Origin of the sequence: Photobacterium phosphoreum, from assembly GCF_002954725.1 — a bacterium.
Lineage (GTDB): Bacteria > Pseudomonadota > Gammaproteobacteria > Enterobacterales > Vibrionaceae > Photobacterium > Photobacterium phosphoreum.
Window position 1 is genome coordinate 1,055,205 of record NZ_MSCQ01000001.1, and the last position, 22,671, is coordinate 1,077,875.

Annotated in this window: 14 protein-coding genes and 1 pseudogene; 7 read left to right on the plus strand and 8 right to left on the minus strand. The window is 39.1% G+C overall.

The features are described 5' to 3' along the window. Positions 1-5 precede the first annotated feature (5 nt). The 3 genes and pseudogenes from BTO21_RS20410 to BTO21_RS04685 all read left to right on the plus strand — a co-directional run. A pseudogene (locus tag BTO21_RS20410) lies at positions 6-155 on the plus strand (hypothetical protein); the annotation flags it as partial. Positions 156-497: 342 nt separating this feature from the next. After that, on the plus strand, positions 498-2,279 hold the full coding sequence (locus BTO21_RS04680; RefSeq protein WP_045028612.1) for a L,D-transpeptidase family protein: 1,782 nt from the start codon (positions 498-500) through the stop codon (positions 2,277-2,279). A 146-nt stretch (positions 2,280-2,425) separates the two neighbouring features. Then, positions 2,426-3,157, plus strand: coding sequence for an HAD family hydrolase (locus BTO21_RS04685; RefSeq protein WP_045028610.1), 732 nt, complete (start codon positions 2,426-2,428; stop codon positions 3,155-3,157). A gap of 100 nt (positions 3,158-3,257) precedes the next feature. Here BTO21_RS04685 and BTO21_RS04690 read toward each other — a convergent pair whose 3' ends face one another. After that, positions 3,258-4,211, minus strand: coding sequence for a TerC family protein (locus BTO21_RS04690; protein WP_045028609.1), 954 nt, complete (start codon positions 4,209-4,211; stop codon positions 3,258-3,260). 1,341 nt (positions 4,212-5,552) lie between these two features. Between BTO21_RS04690 and BTO21_RS04695 the strand changes: the two genes are divergently transcribed. Next, a complete protein-coding gene (locus BTO21_RS04695) occupies positions 5,553-5,951 on the plus strand; it encodes a hypothetical protein (protein WP_065193659.1) in 399 nt (132 codons plus the stop codon). Between the two features lie 63 nt (positions 5,952-6,014). Here BTO21_RS04695 and BTO21_RS04700 read toward each other — a convergent pair whose 3' ends face one another. The 4 genes from BTO21_RS04700 to BTO21_RS04715 all read right to left on the minus strand — a co-directional run bounded on the left by BTO21_RS04700 (position 6,015) and on the right by BTO21_RS04715 (position 11,714). Next, a complete protein-coding gene (locus BTO21_RS04700; protein WP_045028607.1) occupies positions 6,015-7,385 on the minus strand; it encodes an SLC13 family permease in 1,371 nt (456 codons plus the stop codon). Between the two features lie 512 nt (positions 7,386-7,897). Then, positions 7,898-8,641, minus strand: a complete 744-nt coding sequence (locus tag BTO21_RS04705) for a SanA/YdcF family protein (RefSeq protein WP_045028606.1) — start codon at positions 8,639-8,641, stop codon at positions 7,898-7,900. Between the two features lie 202 nt (positions 8,642-8,843). Further along, positions 8,844-10,532 carry an NAD-dependent malic enzyme gene (locus BTO21_RS04710; RefSeq protein ID WP_045028604.1) on the minus strand — a complete coding sequence of 563 codons (1,689 nt, stop codon included), beginning with the start codon at positions 10,530-10,532 and terminating at the stop codon, positions 8,844-8,846. Between the two features lie 285 nt (positions 10,533-10,817). Further along, positions 10,818-11,714 carry a 1,4-dihydroxy-2-naphthoyl-CoA synthase gene (locus BTO21_RS04715; RefSeq protein ID WP_045028602.1) on the minus strand — a complete coding sequence of 299 codons (897 nt, stop codon included), beginning with the start codon at positions 11,712-11,714 and terminating at the stop codon, positions 10,818-10,820. Between the two features lie 198 nt (positions 11,715-11,912). On the opposite strand from BTO21_RS04715, the gene BTO21_RS04720 reads away from it, so the two are divergent. Next, the gene (locus BTO21_RS04720; protein ID WP_045028601.1) at positions 11,913-14,312 is read left to right on the plus strand and encodes a helicase-related protein; all 2,400 of its coding nucleotides are present in this window, start codon (positions 11,913-11,915) and stop codon (positions 14,310-14,312) included. A 117-nt stretch (positions 14,313-14,429) separates the two neighbouring features. Here BTO21_RS04720 and BTO21_RS04725 read toward each other — a convergent pair whose 3' ends face one another. From BTO21_RS04725 to BTO21_RS04735, 3 genes are all read right to left on the minus strand, one after another. Beyond that, on the minus strand, positions 14,430-14,885 hold the full coding sequence (locus BTO21_RS04725; protein ID WP_045028600.1) for a tellurite resistance TerB family protein: 456 nt from the start codon (positions 14,883-14,885) through the stop codon (positions 14,430-14,432). A 104-nt stretch (positions 14,886-14,989) separates the two neighbouring features. Continuing rightward, positions 14,990-15,964, minus strand: a complete 975-nt coding sequence (locus BTO21_RS04730) for a zinc transporter ZntB (RefSeq protein WP_045028599.1) — start codon at positions 15,962-15,964, stop codon at positions 14,990-14,992. 124 nt (positions 15,965-16,088) lie between these two features. Further along, a complete protein-coding gene (locus BTO21_RS04735) occupies positions 16,089-16,949 on the minus strand; it encodes an AraC family transcriptional regulator (RefSeq protein ID WP_045028598.1) in 861 nt (286 codons plus the stop codon). 126 nt (positions 16,950-17,075) lie between these two features. On the opposite strand from BTO21_RS04735, the gene BTO21_RS04740 reads away from it, so the two are divergent. Both BTO21_RS04740 and hrpA read left to right on the plus strand, forming a co-directional pair. Beyond that, positions 17,076-18,467 carry an MATE family efflux transporter gene (locus BTO21_RS04740; protein ID WP_045028597.1) on the plus strand — a complete coding sequence of 464 codons (1,392 nt, stop codon included), beginning with the start codon at positions 17,076-17,078 and terminating at the stop codon, positions 18,465-18,467. 258 nt (positions 18,468-18,725) lie between these two features. Further along, positions 18,726-22,607, plus strand: a complete 3,882-nt coding sequence (gene hrpA / locus BTO21_RS04745) for an ATP-dependent RNA helicase HrpA (protein WP_373455477.1) — start codon at positions 18,726-18,728, stop codon at positions 22,605-22,607. Positions 22,608-22,671 lie beyond the last annotated feature (64 nt).

The window sequence follows — 22,671 nt, forward strand, 5'->3', positions numbered from 1 at the left end:
CATCAGTATATTGTGTTGAACTGGAAGGACAGTTTGTTATGCAACAAGAAGAGAAGAGGTTGGAAGGCTATTACTATTTGAGTGATGATAAGGTGGTTGTAGAGTGGACGTTGTATCGAGAATATAACAAACAAGCTCAATTATTGAGCTTATAGGGAGTTTAAATGGCAGATTTTTATTTTTTTCACATTGGCACCAAATTTTAATAAAAGAATGTTTTTTTAGCGTTATAATAGGAGGTGTTGATTTTAATTTAATAAAAATCAAAAAGTTATATTTATCATTGGCAAATTTCAAAGATAAAAAATCATGATATGGCATAATTAATTTTTAAAGTTTCATTTTTTAAATTGTATCATTTGTCAAAATTTGTCTAAATATACCTAGTTAGTTTTTTATGAACTATGGATTGCCGTCATTGCATATCAAGTAAGATAAGCTGTAATGCTAGGTCTGGTGTATTTTGTTCTTTTATATAGGTAAGGATCGCTTTGACGATGTTAAATCCTCAACGTGTTGTTGCTAAGCGTGTTAGCAAACTTTTAGTTTTGTCGCTGATGGTTCCCAGTAGTGTTTTTGCTGCTGAAGTGAGCCCTGTTGTTCCGCACAATGTCGCTGCAGTATCACAGAATAATGTGCAAGCTGTTGACTCAAATATTGTATTACCTCAAAGTTCTACCAATGCGCGGAAAGCACCATTAACAACAGGCAGTGTTGATTGGTCGTCATTGAATAATCAACATTTATTGAGCACCAAGATGTTGTGTGGTGACACAACCAGTAACGTGTGTTTCGCATCGCAAATAGAACAAGCTTACGCGCAAAATAAATTTTACCCACTTTGGAATACGGTTGCATTACGCAAAGAGTTGACATCACAGCTTCAAATGGTTGCGGATAGTAAAATGCTACCCGGTATTACACAACGTTTAGCTGAAATGAATAAACTTGAACAAGAAGGTAATCTTCGTGGTTATGATCTTTTAGCAACCGACACTTATTATGTTTATCGCGCATTCCTAAATTATATTGCTGATCATCGTGATGTTTTATTCTTATCCAAGCCTGTAAAAATGAGCCAAGTGATGGTTCAATATGGCGGCGGTGAAGATGCTTATCCGATGACGATGGCGAAGCTTACAACATATCGTCCTACTTATATTCCGTTTGAATCAACAATGAAAATGATTGGGGTATACCAACATTTGGCACCTCATCACTTAACGGCAGCAAGCTTTAAGTCTACAGTTTACCGTCAGGGTGATGTGCTACCAAATGGCCATGATGTGGTGAAGGTGCTTTATCATTTAGGTGATTTAAACCAAACACAATATGACACTTTATCTGCACAACCAACAGTGACTAATTCAGGCGTAATGTTAGCAGGCATTAAGCTATTCCAACAACGTCATGGTTTAAATCCTGACGGTATTGTTGGTCCTGAGACAATTAAACAAGTAGTGATGCCATACAGTGATATCGCGCGTTTGTTAGCATTAAATACGCTGCGTATTTCAGCATTGAATCGTCATGATGATGCTCGAGCTCATATCTGGGTAAACATTCCTAACTACAAGTTAGAATTATACGATAACGGCAAAAAAGTGTTTGAGTCTAAAGTTATCGTGGGTCGTGATACGCGCCCAACCAATTTATTCTCATCAGCAATCACGACCATGGTCGTAAACCCATATTGGAATGTACCGGTTACTATTAAACAGCATGACGTTATTCCAAAAGTGAAGCTTTCACGCGATTACTTGAAAGCGCATAACATGCAGATTCTCAATAGCTGGCGTGATCGCACTGTTGTACCACCAAGCAGTATTGATTGGGCAACCGTGAATCCAAAAACATTCCCACATGAATTCCAGCAAGGTCCTGGTCCTCATAACTCGTTGGGTAATGTGAAATTCTTGATGCCAAATGATTATGCAATCTTTTTGCATGATACACCTGCTCACGGTTTATTTAGCCGTAATAAGCGTGATTTAAGTTCTGGTTGTGTACGTGTTGAGCGTGCTGATGATTTAGCTAATTATGTTATTGATTATCAACAACGCAGTAATCTTAATACCTTTAAATCAATGTTAGATACCAAGCAGAATAAGGTTGTAAGCCTTTCTAAACGTATTGATGTTGATTTTGTTTATTTAACGGCATGGGTTGATCAAAGCGGTCATTTACAAATGCGTAATGATATTTATGGCTATGACTCACCACAAGCTAAGCCTATCAAAACAAAGTTCATTACGATGAAAGATTTTGTTAAACGCTAAATTATTATTGATTGTGTAATATGTTAAAGCCAGCACTTAGATGCTGGCTTTTTTATGTGCTAAATCCGTTAACTCAAGGTAGAATTTAGCAATTATTTTGAAATTAATACCGTTAAGGTGTCGTTGTGCGACATAACGAGGACGTAATGTTAAAAGCTATTTTTTTAGATATGGATGAAACCTTATGCGCGACGTCAGTTGCTGACAAACAAGCATTGGCGACCTTAAAAGAGTATGTTCAATCACAATTTCCAACGTTGAATGCAGATGTTTTTTGTCAGCGTTATATTGCAGGTATTTATAAACAGCTCAATGATGAATTCCCACAATTAGTGGCGTTACTCGATAATGAATTACTGTTTCGCCAAACGTTGGTACAAACCTTATTTTTTCAGCAACAGATAACCCTTTCTTTTGAACAAGCAGTCGCTATTCAAACGGCGTTTGATGATGGAAGAATGGCAGGGTTTGATTTTTTTCCTGAAGTAAAAGCGATGTTAGCCTCTTTGCGTCAACATTATAAGCTGGTGGTGATCACTAATGGTCCCGTCTTTTCACAACACCCTAAACTTGCTGCAACGGCGATGAATGAACACGTTGATTATATTATTGTTGGTGGGGAAGAGCCTGCAGAAAAACCTGCATTAAGTATTTTCCAAAAAGCATTAGATTGGGTGGGGTGTCAGCCTAATGAAGCTCTCCATATGGGAGACTCACTAGCAGCTGATATTGCAGGGGCTAATGGTGCGGGTATTGCTAGCGTATGGGTTGATACGGGTAAGGCGAGTGATCATGCTAAGCTTTCACAGATTACACCAACTTATATTGTTACTCAGCCACAACAACTATTAGATGTGATCACGCAACATTTTGCGTAGTTAGTAGTTAGTAGCTAGAGCCAAAAGTGCCAGAACAGACAATAAAAATGCCACTGTGGTTAGCAGTGGCATTTTTCACTTAATCAGGGCTGGACAGTAATTATTGTTCAGTTGTTTCAAGTTTACGTGTTTTCCATAGTGATGCACTAATAGCAATTGTGATGGAAAGAATAATGACGCCAAGTGAAATAACGGTTGGAATCGCATATGGCGAACCAACAAGCAGCATTTTGATACCAATGAAGCTTAGAATAAAGGCTAAAGCAACACGTAAGTAACAGAAGCGGGTTAGCATACCTTCTAAGACGAAATACAGTGAACGTAAGCCAAGTAGGGCAAATACGTTAGCAGTAAAGACTAAGAATGCTTCTTGTGTCACGGCAAAAATAGCAGGGATAGAATCCAGTGCAAACATTACATCAGTTAGCGAAATAACCGCAACTACAACAAGTAATGGTGTTGCAAGCCAGCCTTTGTCGTCTTTGATAAACATTTTATGATCATGATAATCATCAGACACTCTAAAGAATCGTTTTACGAGACGAACAGGCGCTGAATTTGAGAAATCTTCCTGTTCTTCATCGCCTTCACGCCAAAGCTTAAAGCCGGTGTAAAGTAAGAAAACAGCAAAGATATAAAGGATCCAGTGATAGTCAGCTAATAGCTTCGCACCAACGCCAATAAGACCTGCACGTAAGAAGAGGGCACCTACAATACCGAGCATTAGAATACGAGGGCGTAAACGCTCTGGCACTGCAAATTGACCAAAGATTAAAGCAAAGACGAATAAGTTATCAACACTTAGAGATTTTTCTAATAAGTAACCAGTAATAAATGATGTTGCTGCTTGTTTATTAGTATATGTGCTCTCTGGTGCCATCTGTGGCCAATATAGATAAATAAAGCCCATAAAAACGAAAGCTAAAAATACCCAAAATACACTCCAGAGTGCCGCTGTTTTAATCGATATTTTACCACCGCGAGTTTGGTACAAATCGAGTGCAAGCATTAATACTGTTAAAACAGCAAATCCTTCATAACTAAAAATACTCATAGAGTTCTCTCTTTATATAAATATTTAACGCGATAATTTATTGCTATTAGTTTTGCTATTTATTTAACGATATTTATAAAATCACAGAATTAAATAAAAACAAGTTTCATAACAATATGCTATAACGCAGAATAAAATACGAAAGGTATGATGTAGGCGAGCCTAAACAAAACCTTCCGCGCATTAAAAAAAACCCACACAATATATTGTATAGGTTCGATTACATTTTTATGTAAACGATAATGGCGTTGGTCTCGTCAAAATGGTGCTAGCAGTGATGTCTATGGCTGACAATGATTACTACTAACAAATCCATTCACGGCTGCCGGAAGCTTGTGGCTTCGAGATGACGACAGGCGAACAATTGTGACTACTCCCCAAACGGGGCAATTTTAGACTTGTAGGCGGTAAGTTACCAGTCGTTTTTACGGTTAATTTGGCTCAATATCTTAAATAGTCTTAATTTGGTGCAATTCGATGAATAAAATATCGTTTAATTATAGTAGTTGTGAAAAATTGATAGCTTAGTGCGCTGACAATATACTCAAAAATGAAGATTATGCTGCAATACAAGTAGCGTCACTAATTCTTCATATGGTAACGCTACGATGAATCTTGTTTTGGTCTATACCAATATAAGGATGACTAATGAATACTTCAACGCAACAAAAAATATTCACACCATACTGGTTTAGTGAAGCTTTGGCACAAGAGCTTCACGCTTACCCCACGAGACTTGAACATGATAATATCAATTGGGGCTCCTGATTTTTTAAGGTTGGGTTACGAATAGGCATAGAAATACCAACTCCACTTTTCATCGCTTGTATACAAGGTTTTGGGCCTGAATGAGTATAATGGCTGATATTTTTATCAAGCTGAGCCATATAAGCTCTGCTACTTTATTACGTATAGATTGCAGCCAAACTGATACTTACATGTAACTGATCAATATTCGTTATTAATTCCTGATATATTGTGAAAAAATAACTGTTACTAATAGTTAATGAGTGAGTGATTATCTGAAAGAGGGAAACTTTATCTTAATGCTGATGTTGAACGGTTATACGGATACAAATTATTGCTAATAGCTATTTTTTGCAAGTAAAGAGTGATCGTATAGATTATATCTTTTTTAGAGAGCATTAAGCGCACCCATGTTGTTAAATAATTGTTTTAAATGTGTTTTTTTATTGATTATCTATAATTAGAGCGTGATGTTTGTCGCATATTTTAATTGGGGTATGTGCAATTGAAATTAATATAGACGTATAGTAATCGTATTCGTTATATCAATTTATATATATAGAACAAATATTATGTTTCTGACTAAGGATAGCCATGGAAATCTTAATTGATAATATTATAGACAATCCGATTATTTTTGATTATACACGTTTTCTATCTAAGTTATGTCAGCAACGTTTATCTCTTATCGATGCTTTTACGTATTTAGTCCCTTCCTTTGAAGTAACGATAAAAGCAACAGAGAAAAATAATTTATCTTGTGCTGAGAAATTAGAAAAAAAAGCATTAAAAGTGCTATCAAGTAATGCTAGTGATACTCATAATTTAATTCGATTATTATATTTGGCTAAGCAAGAGGGTATTACGCAACTTGTTGTTCACCTACCTTATTATCTTGAAGAACAACAACTAACAGAATTAAAAAATAGAATAAAAGGTACTATTGAATATTTTCAGGGTAATAGCGAGCAATTATTGTTTATTTTAGACTAATGTTGCAAATTAAAAAGGTGACGTTATCCGTCACCTTTTTATGTGGAAATAAAAAATGTATTGCTACCAGAATAACCACGTAAACACAGTTAGAAAGATAATACAGACGATATTTAAATAAAATCCGACTCGCATCATTTCACTTTGTTTTATATAACCTGTACTAAAGACAATGGCGTTAGGTGGGGTAGCAACAGGTAACATAAATGCACAAGAGGCACTAATTGCAATTAAGGCCGATAATATAACGGGTGATACACCAAGCGCTTCAGCGACCGTTGCAAAAACTGGCACAAGTAAAGCAGCACTCGCAGTATTACTGGCAAACTCGGTAAGAAATACCACAAAAATTGCAACAGCAAGAATCGTTATTAAAAGACCAGCTTGTTGTAACATATTACTGAGTTCATTCGCAAGAAAGACACTAGTACCAGTGGCCTTAAGAATATTACTTAAACAAATACCACCACCAAACAGTAATAATACTCCCCAATCTGTTGAGTTTTTTATATCCTTCCATTCAACAACTCGTGATACTGCCAGCATGATAATGGCGCTTAAAGCAACTAAGGTATCAAACTTAGAATACCCTCCTAACATAGCATTAATTGGGTTGCTGAAAATCCACAACGTGACGGTGACTAAAAAAATAGCCATAGTAATTAACTTACCGTTACTCCATTGAATTGGACGATGATCGAGTTCAAATTGATGATTTAGATTCGGTTTTAATGTCACATACAGGAGTGCGACTGTAATCGGTAATAAAATAAGGGTAACGGGTACACCAAATGCCATCCATTCAGTAAAACTTAACCCAACTTCTGCTGCTGCAATCGCATTCGGTGGACTACCAACAATCGTCGCTATACCACCAATACTGGCACAATAAGCGGTGCCTAATAACACAAAAACATAGGTTTTATGGCCGCTTTTTGTATTTACTTTACTTAGAACACCAAGCACAAGTGGTAACATCATCGCTGTCGTCGCGGTGTTGCTGATCCACATTGATAATCCAGCGGTTACACCAAATAACATAAATACAGCAACAGACATCTTACCTTTCGCTGCAATAAGCACTTTATCTGCGATAACTTGGTCAAGTTGCTGTTTATGCAAAGCTGCAGCAAGCGCAAATCCGCCTAAAAATAAGAAGATGATAGGGTTGGAAAAGCTGGATAACGCTTTAGATGTATCAAAAACCCCAAATCCAACAGCAAAGAGTGGTACGAGTAGAGCGGTAATACTGACGTGAATGGCTTCCGTTAACCACATAACAGCAATAAAAAATAGAATACTTAAACCTATCACAACATTACGTTCAAAAGGTAATGTATTGAGGAGAATGAGCATCATTAAACTATTGCCGATCAGGATTAAGCTATTTCTATTAAATAACCAATGTTTGAGCGTAAGTGTGAGGGTTGTCATAGGTGAATCTTCCATATTGAGGCGACATTATTTTTATAGTTAGCTTTAATAAGCGGAAGTGATAATACGTCGTATTGATGTTGCATTAATGTGATGTGGTTATGTAAATGCGGTTATAGTGGTTGGTTTTTTGTGGGTATTGTGATCTTGCTATGATTTGTTGTTTCATTTTTATGTCGTTATTCATTTTCAGTAGCAGATAGTTACAGTTATAGTGCTGTTTATCTTTATATAATTTTGTTTAATATAGTAAGTGTAGATGATTTATATATATGATAAGCTTTAATAAGCAATGGATCGCTTATTAATATGGCTAGTAGAGAATGAAAGAAAAAAAGTTGTGTTTATCTAAAAAAATTCATAAAGAAGCTCAGGAACATATAAAATTTGTTCGAAAGCGAATGCTTGATAAAATGAATAATAAAAAACACAGTTAGTCGTATTCTTCTGGGGTTAACTGATAAGCCAATCGTTTTATTTCGATTGGCTTTTTTAGTGCTAAAAATTGATAGCTATGGGATCGTTTTTATTGCTGAAGATGGTGTAGTCGTGTCTGTAGGAACATTCTCAGTGCTCGCCACAGGCAGCGGATTTGGTTGGGTTTTAATTAAAGGATCAATAATTGGCTCTTTGGGTCCTAAGAATTTAGGCTGCACATGTAAGACAAATAAATCGATCATGGCTTTGACACGCGCAAAGACTTCTCGTACTCGAATTTTAAAGCTAGCTACACCACGTTGAGGTTCTTTAACTGCTAAACAAGTAGCATTGATGTTGTAGTGATCAGCAATGAATAATGCCCGTTCACAATGAAACTGCTGAGTAATAATCACAAAATGATTAGTATCAAAGACTTCTTTTGCGCGCACCACAGAATCAAGGGTACGAAAACCCGCATAATCGAGCACAATTTCATCTTTAGCCACGCCAGCTTTTAATAAATCACGCTTCATTGTTCGAGGTTCATTATATGAACGATGTGCGTTATCACCACTGACTAAAAAAACATCAACCTTATGCTTTTTATAGAGGTCGATAGCGGCAGACATACGGTAGGTATAATAGGGATTAAGCGTTTTAGCAATATATTTACTGGTTCCCAAGACTAACCCGACTTTATAAGCAGGTAGTTTTGCTGGGTCATGATATATCTGGCTTTCTGTTTGTGCTGAAACCCAACGATCAAGTAATAATAACGTAGCAACAAAGATGATAAAAATAACTGCAGTAATGCGAATAATGTTGAGCAGTTTCATATTTATCCAAATTAAAAAATGTAATGCTTTATTAATATATTACCTTAATAAATTATATTATTGTTCAAAAAAGCTAAAACGGAAGTACTAATAGAGAGAGTTTGTGGGTTTTGTGCACAAGTTCATGCATTAAAGCGCTTTAAATAAAAAAATCCGAAGTATTTGCTAACACTTCGGATGTTAAAAGCAGCTTAACGCTTAATTAGAATGAAGTACGTTTGTAACGACGATAGTCTGATTGCCAGAAGTTAGCGTCGATTTTTTCACGAATACGTTCATCTGAATTTTTAGGTGCTTTGTGTTGTTCTACGGCTTTCTTAGCGACAGCAAAAGCAATTTTGCGTGATACTTTTTGAATTTCTTCAAGACCAGGTAATAATGGACCTTCACCATGAATGGCTAATGGTGAGCATTCAGCTAACGCACGGCTACTTTCCATCAACATTTCGCTGGTGACACGACGAGCATTAACAGCCAATACGCCTAAGCCAATACCTGGGAAAATGTAGCTATTATTACATTGAACAATCGGGTAGGTTTTACCTTCATAAACAACAGGATCAAACGGTGAACCTGTCGCGACCAATGCATTACCTTCTGTCCAATGAATCAAATCAAACGGTGTTGCTTCAACACGACTGGTTGGATTTGATAGTGGGAAGATAATAGGGCGTGGGCAGTGAGCGTACATTTCACGGATCACTTCTTCGCTGAATAATCCTGGTACACCAGAAACACCAATTAATACGGTTGGTTTAGCATTACGCATAACATCAAATAATGAAATGTTGTTATCCGATAGTTCCCAATCTTTAATGTTGGTGTTCTTTTGGATTAATGCTTGTTGGAAGTTGAGTAGGTTAGGCATGTTCTCAACTAATAAGCCCCAACGATCCACCATAAATACTTGGCTACGTGCTTGTGCGTCGGTAATACCATCAGCAACCATTTGCGCGATAATCGCTTCAGCAATACCACAACCAGCAGAGCCAGCGCCTAAGAAAGTAACGCGTTGATCTGATAACTTAGTGCCAGCTGCTTTACATGCTGCTAATAATGAACCGACCGTAACAGCCGCAGTACCTTGAATATCATCATTAAAACAACAAACTTTATCTTTGTAACGTTCAAGTAATGGCATCGCATTTTTTTGAGCAAAATCTTCAAATTGAATTAATGCTTCAGGCCAACGGTGCTTCACTGCTTGAATAAAGTCATCGACAAAATTGTCATACTCAGTGCCCGTAATACGGGTATGACGCCAACCCATGTACATAGGATCAGATAAACGTTGTGGATTATTGGTACCTACATCAAGTACAACAGGTAAAGTGTAAGCTGGGCTAATACCACCACAAGCAGTATAAAGAGACAGTTTACCAATTGGGATGCCCATGCCGCCGATACCTTGGTCGCCTAAACCAAGAATACGTTCGCCATCAGTGACCACAATGACTTTAACATTTTGACGAGATGCATTATTTAGCATGTCATCAATACGGTCGCGGTTAGGGTAAGAGATGAAAAGACCACGACCACGACGGTAGATATTTGAGAAATCTTCACAGGCAGAGCCAACGGTTGGCGTATAAATGATCGGCATCATTTCTGTAATGTGATTCTCTACCAAACGATAGAAAAGCGTTTCATTAGTGTCTTGGATATTGCGTAAGTAAATATGCTTATCCATATCGTTATCGAATTTCTGATATTGCTGATAAGCACGCTCAGTCTGCTCTTCGATTGATTCGATAGCTTCTGGCAGAAGACCTTCTAGATTGAAGAACATGCGTTCTTCAACAGAGAATGCGCTGCCTTTATTTAGCAGTGGCGTCTCAAGAAGTATTGGGCCAGCGTAGGGAATGTATAGAGGTCTTTTATTGTTGTTCATACGATAAACTCTGTTGCGATTAGCCAGAAAAAGGGCTGAGAATTTCAATTCTGCTAATGCTAGAACTTCATCGTTGATAATTCAAAGGGTAGAGTGATTTATTTCGAGAAAACGATCATATTTCTGATGTTTATTTTATTAATAAGTGATTTTTTGGCGATTTTTTGCAATAAATTATCGTTTTATAAAATAAAAGCCCTTTAATAAGAGCTTTGTTTGATTTGTGCATTAGTCGCAAATTACCACTGTAACGTGATTAGTTTGTTTCCGTTTTTATTACTGAGATCAATAATGCCAAGGGAACTTACTGAAATCTTGATCACGTTTTTCTAAGAAAGCATCACGACCTTCTTTAGCTTCTTCTGATGCATAAGCTAAACGGGTTGCTTCACCTGCAAATAATTGCTGACCAACCAGACCATCATCTGGCAAGTTAAAGCCGTATTTAAGCATCCGCATTGCTGTTGGGGATTTACTGTTAATTTCTTTCGCCCAACGTAGTGCTTCTTCTTCAAGCTCAAAGTGATCAACCGCTTTGTTAACCATACCCATGTCATAAGCTTCTTGAGCGCTGTAGTTAAAACCACAGAAGAAGATTTCACGTGCACGTTTTTGACCAATCATTTTGGCTAAATAGGCAGAGCCATAGCCAGAGTCAAATGAAGCAACATCAGGGTCTGTTTGTTTAAATACCGCATGCTGTTTAGAAGCAAGGGTTAAATCACAAACAACATGTAAGCTATGACCACCGCCAACAGCCCAACCCGGAACAACCGCAATAACGACTTTTGGCATAAAACGAATGAGACGTTGTACTTCAAGAATATGTAAGCGGCCCATACGTGCAATATCAGGAGTGCCACCGTCTGTGCCTTCGTACTTGTAGCCATCTTTACCACGGACACGTTGATCGCCACCTGATGAGAAAGACCACTGTCCTTTATGAGATGGACCATTACCGGTAATTAATACACAACCTACATCTGACCATTGACGAGCGTGATCAAGCGCGGTGTAAAGTTCATCGACAGTTTTAGGACGAAAGGCATTTAAGCAATCAGGACGATCAATGGCAATACGTACTGTTCCATGCGCTTTAGCACGATGGTAAGTGATATCTTCAAAGTTAAAGCCCGGAACGGCTTCCCATAATTCAGGGTTAAAAATGGTTTTGCTAGTCATACGGCACAGCCTCCATAAGTTGATGCTGTAAGGCTAGGGAGTTACAGCAAAAAGTCAATTATTGTGGAGATAAACTGACATATTTATTGAAATTAACTAATGATTGTTTATGGAATCAGCAACTATAACGGCTGTACGATGACAACATTGCTGAATATTGTCACAATGACAGAGTCAGAATCAGTAATAGATTGAATTATGTACTCTTCACTACCTATCGATAGAATTAAGTCCGATTTTTTAGCAGCATTATCTCAGCAACATATTGTGGTTGAGGCTGAAACCGGTTCAGGAAAATCAACCCGTTTACCCTTGTGGGCTGCGGAATTAGGTCGCGTGTTGGTGGTTGAACCACGGCGGGTAGCTTGTACTTCGTTAGCCGAATATCTCACTACAACCATTACTAATCCCCAGCAGATATCCGTTGGCTATGCGATCCGTTTTGAACAACATTTTGATGCCGATACTCAAGTGGTCTTTGCGACACCGGGGGTTGCATTACGTTGGTTAAGTGATGATCAGTTAGCTTTGTTTGATACGGTGATCATTGATGAATTTCATGAACGTCGTTGGGATACTGATTTACTGTTAGCATTATTAAAACAACGTCAAAGTCATCGCTTGGTGGCAACATCCGCCACCATGGATAGCCAACGGTTAGTTGAGTATTTAGAGGCGACTCATTTGTATGCGACAGAGCGTAATTTCATGGTGGATGTTTATCATCATGCAACTGATACCCAAACCATGCCTAGTGATGATCGTCTAGATCAACGGATCGTTAAATTAGTCAGTCAGCACTATGCTGATCATCAAGATGTATTAGTATTTTTACCGGGCAGAAAAGAAATAACGGCAGCCACGCAAGCATTGAGTCGTTATTTTGCTGATGGCATTGCTGCTGATGAAATCGATGTGATCCCACTGCATGCTTCTGTTACTGATAATGAACGTCAACGGGCATTAACCGCAAGCAGCAAGCAACGTATTATTTTAGCCACTAATGTTGCTGAAACATCGCTGACTATTCCCGGTGTGACGTTAATTATTGATTCAGGATTAGAACGCCGTACCCACCAGCGCAATGGTCGTACGGTGTTATCACTGCATGCAATTTCAAAAGCGAGTGCTGAGCAGCGTAAAGGGCGCGCTGGTCGTGTGAAAGATGGCGTTTGTTTACGTTTATACGGTAAAGCAGCACCGTTGGAACGGTTAACACCCGCAGAATTACAACGTGAAGAGTTAGTTGAACCCTATTTGGCGGCTTTATGTTGTGATGCCAAATTTTCACAATTAACATTTATTGACTCTTTGCCAGAAAAGACCTTGGCGAGTGCATTTCAGACATTGCAAACCATGAAAGCTGTTACTGATGATGAAGTGGTGACTGATTATGGGCGGCAGCTATATCAACTCCCGATTGATACGTTATTTGCCCATTTGATTACCGCAATGCCTGAACGTCGTCATCAAGAAGCCATGGTTGATTTAGCGGCAGCATTATCTATTCCACAAAAACTGTGGCAGCCACCTAAATCAGAGCAAGACCAGCAAGCATTGTTTTTATGGCTAGGGCAGCAATATTGCGATGCGACCGCGTTAATTAAAATCGTTCGAGCTGATGTCGTGCCCGAATGGTTAACCGTTGATGACAATATGCGCGCAGAAGCACGATTATTAGCCGCCAAAATGCGAGAAGTGTTGCAATTACCACAACTTGAGGCGGCAAGTGCATTTCGTCGCCAACCGTGGATAGAGGCTGTCATTACCGCAGTGCCTGAACTTGTTTATGTGCGTCGAGAGCGACGTCGGCAAGCATTAGGTAATGGCTTTAATGAAGTAACGTTAAGCCGTGATACGTTATTTGGTATTGAACATGAGCAAGTATCAGATGCCGCAGTGGTATTTGACCAATTTGCATTACCCGGTAAGGGCATTAAGCAAAACCTAGTCTTAGCCACGTGCATTGCACCTGTGACGCTGTCACAAATAGTAGCGCTTGATCTCGGTGAAAACCAGCAAGGACAAACCACTGAAACCAGTGCGGGTCATTTTCAAACCGCAATTGAACGAATTTATGCAGGACGAGTGATTGATACCCAATGGCAAGATGTCAGTGGTGATGCGGCAGGTACTGCGATTGTCGATTTGATTTTAGCTAATGAAGTATTAACAGGGCTAGCGGCACGCTTAACCATTGATATTCACCAATGGAATTTATATTTAGCGTTAGGGCGTTATCAAGCCGATATTTGTCAGCGAGCACCGGAAACGGTTGATGTCGTTGTGTGGTTATCACAGCAGATTACCGATCTTGGAATAGAAACGATTGACGATATTGCTTTGTTCAGTGCTGAAGATTTTGTGTTTGATGGTATCCCTGATTGGGAACGTGAAGAGTTCGATAATCAATACCCGCACAGTGTGGGTTTAAATGATTTTGAGATGCGGATTGAATATCAGATCAGCCGAAAAACCGTGATTGCACACTATCTTCAGGGTAATCGTAAGCAAGATCCAAAGCGGTGGGAGCTACCACGTTGGCAAGGATGGCGCATTAAATATAAGAAAGCGAGTCGTATCATAGATATTCATTAAAAGAGAGAGATAATATTATCTAATTGATATGTATAAAAATAACCACGGTAGTGAAAATCTACCGTGGTATTGTTTGGTTTAGCGGAAGTGGTCAAGTAAAACTGGCGACGACTTAAATTATGACGCTAATTTACCTGCATTGAGTTTTGCGCGGATATATTCAGGATGATCTAAATAGATCAAGTCAGACACCTGTCTGATCACTGCTTCCTCTAAAGGATCAATCACACCGTCGGCATAGGCCACTTGCCACATCGCTTCGATTAATTGGTAACGTTGCGGTTGTGATAATTCACGTAACTTATTAGTGAACTCATACAAAGAAACTGCTTTCTGGCTTTGCTCTTGTGCTTGGCTCAGTAATATTGTTGCTTGTTCTTCTGTGGTATCAAGTAGTTTAATGAGCAGTTGCGTTTTCGCTTGTTCTTCGCGTGGGTCACGATCATGATCGGCATTAGCTACTTCACAAAGCAGTGAAGCCATCGCTAAATGAAGTGTTGGGGTATCAACAGCGCCCGCACTTGCACTTTCATTCATAACTTGTCTAAACAAAGTTCGTAATGTTGAAAACATTGTGGCCCTTATTTTGATGATAATTGCGTATAACTAACGATTAAGTTTATAACGATATGCGATATAAATAACAGTCGCTAAATATACGTTTGCAGTTTTATATGTTAAATCCATTTTCGTCGATAGAAGAGCGCCAGCTGTAGCATTAATACCCCGACTAATAATCCACAGAAAATTGAAAAAGATAAATGATCTTCTGCACCTGGAATACCATCAAGGTTGACACCAAATAAGCCAGTTAAAAAACCGAGCGGTAAGAAGACGGTGGTAATAAGCGAGAGGAAATATAAACGTTGATTTAATGTTTCAGATTGCAAACTCATTAATTCTTCTTGAGTGACATTTGCTCGCTCACGAATTGCATTAAGATCATCAAGCGCATGGCTTATTTTTTCATTTACTTCGTGGATTTTTTGACGCTCAACTAAAGACAGTAACGGTGTCTCGATAGTGATTAACTTCGCTAATGCATCGCGTTGAGGTGTGATGTAATGCCGTAAGCGAACAGTTTCACGGCGTAACACTGCAATGTTGTTACGGAGATTAATATCACTCTCTGTCATTACTTGATCTTCAAGCTTTGTCAATTGCTCGTCAAGGGTATCGATGACCTTCAGTTTATGGCTAGCAAGATGATCGCATAAACTTAAAATAAAGTTACCAATAGAGGTTGGGCCAAAGCCACCGTCAATATGAGCCGCTATACGTGAGATAGCTATAACAGGTTTATTTGACGTTGTAATAATAAGGCTTTTGGTAAAATAACAGCGAATAGATAGCATCTGATCTGAGAGTTTACCTTGCGCATTTTTATCAATGTCGACACCGCGTAATGCTAAAAAAAAGCCATCTTTAGTTTGATTTAATCGAGGGCGGTCATGATCGTTAAGTAATGCGTCTTTTTCAATGTCAGGTAAATGACTTTGTTGTATCCATTGTTGTGTTTGTGGCTGAGTGAAGTCGAGATGTAGCCAAAGTAAGCCATCATCGGGTTGCCAATTATTAATCTTATCAAGGGTCAGTACTTGTTTGGGATGATCGCCATTGAGTAGATAACAGTAAGCAAAGCAATTTGGCATGAGGGTTCCCTTTAATAGCATCAAGTACTTAAGTGTTATTGATTTTATAACTATAAGCTTAACCGATATAGGTCATCGATAGAAAATAAAATACATAATGTTGATTGATTCTAGGGTTCAGTGCTCAAGATTTGTTCTGAAAGTGATCTCTAAATTGACGCGGGCTAAAAGAACTCCATATTTTAAAGCGAGTGCTAAAATTGGTGGGATTAGGGTAACCACAAAAATCACTAACATGCTGAATTGGCCATGAGGTGGTAGTTAATAAACCTGCGGCATGTTCCATTCGCAAATGTGTTAACCGTGCCATTGGCGCATGGTGATAATATTGCTGACATAAACGATGTAAATGTGGTTCAGAGCAAGGATACAGTGCTGCCAGATCTTTGACTTTCCACGGATGATGTAATTGTTGTTTAGCTTGTTGAAAGACATGCTCCAAACGCTGTAATGCTAGTGGTGAATGAGGGGCGGTACGATTGGTAATCAGTAAACAAAGTTGTTCAGTAATATTAGTTGATAGTTGATCCGCAAGAGGATAGTTCAAACACAGTGCTTGTTGCAGACAACTGATAGTTTGAAACAATAATGCACCTGATTGTGACTGATGATAGGTTATCTCATGGGGTAAACGCTGATTCCAGTAGCTATGTTGTTCTAACATTACCCATGCCATATCCCAAATCAGATCATTATTATCATCAGGATTAATATCAAACCCATTCTCATATCCAGGGGGAACGTAAATCACATAACCGGGTTCTAAATCCCATTGTTTAGTTGGAGTGTTAAGTATTCCACGGCCTTTGATAGTAAACAGTAGCATATGCATATCAGGATTACGGCGATAAATAGTAAACGCTTCTTTACCGTAATTCAGCCCACATTGAATAATATGTTTTTGTTCCAATGCTAATGATTGTACTTGGTCAATAATGATTGATTGGCACAATGATGAAATATTTAAATGTTCAAACCATGCCATTTAAAAGTCCTTATCAGATTAAAGTTGATAGTTTGGCAAACGTTTTTGATTACTTAGAATAACTGTAAATTCACAATCTTAGGTATGATCATTATCACAACGAAACCGTTAATTGAGTATTTAATCATGACAACATGGCGCACATCAGCAGATAAAGATTTTTGGAAAAAAACGTGGCGGTTAGCATTACCCGTCTCGATGCAGTCGATGTTGTTTGCATTACTGGGTTTAGTCGATGTGCTGATGGTGTCAAAATTGGGCGAATCTGCGGTTGCAGCGGTAGGGATTGGTAATCGTATTTTCTTTTTTAATTTACTGTTGGTGGTTGGCGTTAGTGGTGCGGTTGGGGTATTAGCTGCCCAATATTTTGGCGCAGGAAGAATGGATGGTGTGCGTCGAACCTTATTACAATCTTGGGTGTGTGCGATTGTTTTTACGTTACCTTTTGCGATTATCTATCGTTTATTTCCACAACAAATTGTGGGTGTGATTAGCGATCAAGCTGATTTTGTGATGCATGCAAAAGACTATTTGTACGTTTGTGGTTGGAGCATTATTTTTACCGCAATCGTTGTACCTTTAGAGGCCGCTTTACGCGCAGTTGGTGAAGCTAAAATGCCCACTTATGTTGGTTTGGTGGCGGTGCTATTAAATGCGACCTTAAATGCATTATTGATTTTTGGGTTATACGGTTTCCCTGAAATGGGCGTTGCTGGTGCAGCATTAGGGACGACAATTTCGCGTGGCATTCAAACGGTGATTCTATTGGTCGCAACGTATTATCGTCATCGTGAAATCTTACCTCTAGCTATTGATATCAATACGGCTAAAACGCCACAAGCCCGTAAACGCTATTTTGCTATTGCTTTACCTATGATCATTCATGATGCTGGTTGGGCGATGGGAGTTTTAGTTTACAGTTTTATTTTTGCTCAGTTAGGTGTCACAGAGCTTGCGATTATCAGCTTGTTATCACCGATTGAAGGGGTACTTATTTCCGCCTTCATTGGCTTTGCCGTTGCTGCTTCGACTATTTTAGGGCATGAATTAGGCGCTGAGAATTACCAACGGGCTTGGCATCAATCATGGTTCTTTATTGGGCTCAGTGTGTCGATGGCCTTTGTGCTAGGTATTTCGATTTGGCTGGCAAGTGACACTGTAACTATATGGTTACAACGGGCAGATACTCCAAATTTAGCGATGTCGTTAAATGTGACGATGGTATTGGCGCTCGGGTTATTTTTAAAAGTGTTTAATATGGTGGGTATTGGCGGTGTATTACGCAGTGGCGGTGATATTAAATTCAGTATTTTCATAGACTTATTTGGACAATGGGGCATAGGTATTCCACTGGCTATCTTTACGGGTGTCTTTTTAGGTTGGCCTTTGCACTGGGTATTAATGGCTATTTTGGCAGAAGAAGTGGTCAAGGTTGGCTTAACGGCTTATCGTATTCGTGGCCGGAAGTGGTTAGCTAATTTGATTAATGATCACGACCAAGTATTAATATCGGCCTAGTTGTTATCGCTATTTATAAGCAAGATATTGCCCATTTATGTGTCCTCATAAATGGGCTTTTTTTTGAGTGGATTAGGCTGTTGTGAGTAATTGTCTTTTTAGCGCGCTGCAATGGCCTGATTTTGTGATAGAATTAACAAAAATTTTGTAGTATTTCTATACTCAACACATGCTTAAAATTTGCAGGTTGGGTTTTACTTAGTCATTGAAAAGTCAGGAATAACATTGAGTCAGTCTAACCAAACTCAACCAGACGTTTTGAATAATGAAAAAACGTTAAAAGCCGCGATTAAAGATTGCATGATGCGCGATCGTTTTCGATTGCACAAACGTGTGCAAGGTGCGGCACGAATTAAAAATGAAAAAGCCAAGCACGCGGTATTTGATGAAATTGCGTTAGATATTGCTAAATCGATGCAAATGGTGGAATTACGCCGCAATCATCGCCCTAAAATCATTTATCCAGCTCAGTTGCCTGTTAGCCAGAGAAAAGATGATATTGCAGAAGCGATTAAAAATAACCAAGTGGTTATTGTTGCTGGTGAAACGGGCTCGGGTAAAACAACCCAGTTACCGAAAATCTGTTTAGAACTTGGCCGTGGTACTCACGGTATGATTGGTCATACTCAGCCTCGTCGTCTTGCTGCGCGCTCTGTTGCGACACGTATTGCCGAGGAAATGGAGTGTGAGCTTGGTTCGCATGTCGGCTATAAAGTTCGATTTAACGATCAAGTTTCTGAGCGTAGCCACGTTAAGCTAATGACTGACGGTATTTTGCTGGCTGAAATTCAGCACGACCGTTTTTTAAGTCAATACGACACCATCATTATCGATGAAGCGCACGAACGTAGTCTTAACATCGACTTTATCATGGGTTACTTACGTGAACTATTGCCTAAGCGTCCAGATTTAAAAGTTATTATTACGTCGGCAACTATCGATCCTGAACGTTTTTCAAAACACTTTAATAATGCACCTATTATTGAAGTATCAGGCCGTACTTTCCCTGTAGAAGTGCGTTACCGTCCAGTGGTTGAAGAACGTGATGATACCGATCGCGATCAACTTGATGCAATTTTCGATGCCGTTGATGAACTGTGTGATGAAGGGTTAGGTGATATTCTAATCTTCATGAACGGTGAGCGTGAAATTCGTGATACCGCAGATGCATTAGAAAAACGCAATTTACGCCATACGGAAGTTTTACCTCTATATGCGCGTTTATCTGCTAATGAACAAAATCGAGTCTTCCAGTCGCATAATGGTCGTCGAATCGTTCTTTCTACCAACGTAGCGGAAACGTCACTAACCGTACCTGGGATTAAATACGTTATTGACCCCGGTACTGCGCGTATTAGTCGTTATAGTTACCGTACTAAAGTACAACGTTTGCCGATTGAAGCGATTTCACAAGCCAGTGCGAATCAGCGAATGGGGCGTTGTGGCCGTGTTCAAGAAGGTATCTGTATTCGTTTGTATTCTGAGGATGATTTCTTATCACGCCCAGAGTTTACCGATCCCGAAATTCTGCGTACTAACTTAGCGTCCGTTATTCTACAAATGACGGCAATTGGTTTGGGCGATATTCACGCTTTCCCATTTGTTGAAGCGCCAGATAATCGCAATATTCAAGATGGTATTCGTTTGCTAGAAGAATTAGGGGCAATTAACCCTAAGGCAACCGACCCACGTAAGCGTTTATCAAATCTTGGCCGTCAGTTAGCGCGTTTACCTATCGATCCACGTTTGGCTCGTATGGTATTGGAAGCACCTAAAACAGGTTCATTGCGTGAAGTGATGATCATTGCTTGTGCGCTATCCATTCAAGATCCACGCGAACGTCCATCAGATAAAAAGCAGCAGTCAGATGAAAAACACCGTCGTTTTTACGACAAAGACTCTGACTTTGTGACGTTTGTGAATTTATGGGATTACATTCAAGAGCAGCAGAAAGAATTATCTAATAACCATTTCCGCCGTTTGTGTAAGAAAGAATACTTAAACTACTTACGTATTCGAGAGTGGCAAGATATTTATTACCAAGTTAACCAAGTGGTCAAAGAGCTTGAGTTAAAAATGAACGGTAATGAAGCCAGCTATGACGGTATTCATATCGCATTGTTGAGTGGTTTGCTATCACATATCGGTATGAAAGACCAAGAGAAGAACGAATATCAAGGTGCGCGTAATGCTCGCTTTAATATCTTCCCAGGATCGGGCATCTTCAAGAAACAGCCGAAATGGGTAATGGTGGCTGAGCTGGTTGAAACCTCACGTTTATGGGGTCGAATTGGCGCAAAAATCCAGCCTGAATGGGTTGAACCATTAGCTGAACATTTAATCAAACGTAGCTACAGCGAACCCCATTGGGAGAAAAAATCAGCTGCAGTGCATGCGTTTGAAAAAATCACCTTGTATGGCATTCCAGTAGTTAGTCAACGCAAAGTTAACTACGGTAATATTGATCCTGCGTTATCTCGTGAAATCTTCATTCGTTCAGCATTAGTTGAAGGTGATTGGGATACTAAGCATAAGTTCTATCAGCAAAACCGTAAGTTATTGCGTGAAGTTGAAGAGCTTGAGCATAAATCTCGTCGTCGTGACATTTTGATTGATGATGATGAGCTGTTTAATTTCTACGATCAACGTATTGATTTAAGTGTAACGTCAGGTCGTCATTTTGATGGCTGGTGGAAGAAAGCCGCTAAAGAAAATCCAGAGCTGCTTAACTTTGAACGTGAAATGTTGTTCCGTGGTGATGCTAGCCATGTTACTGATCTTGATTATCCTAACTTTTGGCATCAAGGTAACTTGAAACTGAAGTTAAGCTATCAGTTTGAACCGGGTGAAGATAACGATGGTGTAACGGTTCATGTACCGCTAGCTATTTTAAACCAAGTGAAGCCTGATGGTTTTGATTGGCAAATTCCCGGCTTACGCCATGAACTTGTGGTTGCGTTAATTAAATCATTGCCAAAGCCGTTACGTCGTAACTTTGTACCAGCGCCAAACTATGCTGATGCTTTTCTTGCGCGTGTTACGCCGTTAGAAATGCCGTTACTTGATGCGCTCGAAAAAGAGCTGAAACGAATGACAGGTGTGACCTTAATTCGTGAAGATTGGAAATTAGAGCAGATCCCTGATCACCTTAAGATCACTTATCGTGCGGTTGATCATCACAATCGTAAGTTACGTGAAAGCAAAGATATCTATGGCTTAAAAGATAACTTGAAAGAAAAAGTTCAAGAAACATTATCGCAAGTGGCTGATGATGATATTGAGCAAGAAGGTTTGAAAACGTGGAGCTTCGGTGCGTTGCCTGAGCGTTATCAACAAAAACGTGGTGGCTTTGAAGTTAAAGCATTCCCTGCGTTAACGGATAACAAAGATTCTGTAGGTATCAAATTATTTGAAACCGAAGAAGAACAGCATAACGCGATGCAAGCCGGACAACGTCGTTTGATTTTATTAAACGTACCGTCACCGATTAAATATTTGCATTCAAACTTGCCAAACAAATCGAAGTTAGGTCTGTATTTTAACCCGTACGGTCGTGTGCTTGATCTCATTGATGACTGTATTGCGTGTGGTATTGATAAGCTGATCGAACAAAAGGGCGGCTTAGCTTGGCAGCCTGAAACCTTTGAAACACTGAAAGAATATGTACGTGCAGAACTTGGCGATACCGTGGTTGAGATTGCTAAGCAAGTAGAAGAAATTCTAACAACGGCATTTAATATTTCTAAGCGTTTAAAAGGTCGTATTGATTTACGTATGGCGTTTGCAATGTCAGATATTAAAGCACAAATTGAAAGTTTAATATTTAAAGGCTTTGCAACTGAGTGTGGTTGGAAGCGTTTGCCTGATATTTTACGTTATATGCGTGCCATTGAACGTCGCATGGAAAAACTGCCCATTGATCCTAATAAAGATCGGGTTCATATTTTAAAAGTTGAATCAGTAGTTAATGACTACCGAGAGTTATTGAATAAGATCCCGAAAGGGCAGCCAGTACCTGATAAGGTTAAAGAAATCCGCTGGATGATAGAAGAGCTGCGTGTGAGTTTCTTTGCTCAACAGTTAGGTACGCCTTATCCAATTTCTGATAAGCGTGTTCGTAATGCAATTAATGAGTGCTAGTCACTTAAGTAAGTTGTAATACAAACCCTATAAATGAAAAGGCCGATGCGATAACCGCATCGGC

What these genes read in the sequence shown, in the direction of transcription:
- BTO21_RS04740 (WP_045028597.1), top strand. Translation starts at nt 17,076, where the DNA reads ATGACAACATGGCGCACATCAGCAGATAAAGATTTTTGGAAAAAAACG.
- BTO21_RS04730 (WP_045028599.1), bottom strand. Translation starts at nt 15,964, where the DNA reads ATGCCAAATTGCTTTGCTTACTGTTATCTACTCAATGGCGATCATCCC.
- BTO21_RS04705 (WP_045028606.1), bottom strand. Translation starts at nt 8,641, where the DNA reads ATGAAACTGCTCAACATTATTCGCATTACTGCAGTTATTTTTATCATC.
- BTO21_RS04715 (WP_045028602.1), bottom strand. Translation starts at nt 11,714, where the DNA reads ATGACTAGCAAAACCATTTTTAACCCTGAATTATGGGAAGCCGTTCCG.
- BTO21_RS04720 (WP_045028601.1), top strand. Translation starts at nt 11,913, where the DNA reads ATGTACTCTTCACTACCTATCGATAGAATTAAGTCCGATTTTTTAGCA.
- BTO21_RS04725 (WP_045028600.1), bottom strand. Translation starts at nt 14,885, where the DNA reads ATGTTTTCAACATTACGAACTTTGTTTAGACAAGTTATGAATGAAAGT.
- BTO21_RS04685 (WP_045028610.1), top strand. Translation starts at nt 2,426, where the DNA reads ATGTTAAAAGCTATTTTTTTAGATATGGATGAAACCTTATGCGCGACG.
- BTO21_RS04735 (WP_045028598.1), bottom strand. Translation starts at nt 16,949, where the DNA reads ATGGCATGGTTTGAACATTTAAATATTTCATCATTGTGCCAATCAATC.
- BTO21_RS04690 (WP_045028609.1), bottom strand. Translation starts at nt 4,211, where the DNA reads ATGAGTATTTTTAGTTATGAAGGATTTGCTGTTTTAACAGTATTAATG.
- BTO21_RS04680 (WP_045028612.1), top strand. Translation starts at nt 498, where the DNA reads ATGTTAAATCCTCAACGTGTTGTTGCTAAGCGTGTTAGCAAACTTTTA.
- BTO21_RS04700 (WP_045028607.1), bottom strand. Translation starts at nt 7,385, where the DNA reads ATGACAACCCTCACACTTACGCTCAAACATTGGTTATTTAATAGAAAT.
- BTO21_RS04710 (WP_045028604.1), bottom strand. Translation starts at nt 10,532, where the DNA reads ATGAACAACAATAAAAGACCTCTATACATTCCCTACGCTGGCCCAATA.
- BTO21_RS04695 (WP_065193659.1), top strand. Translation starts at nt 5,553, where the DNA reads ATGGAAATCTTAATTGATAATATTATAGACAATCCGATTATTTTTGAT.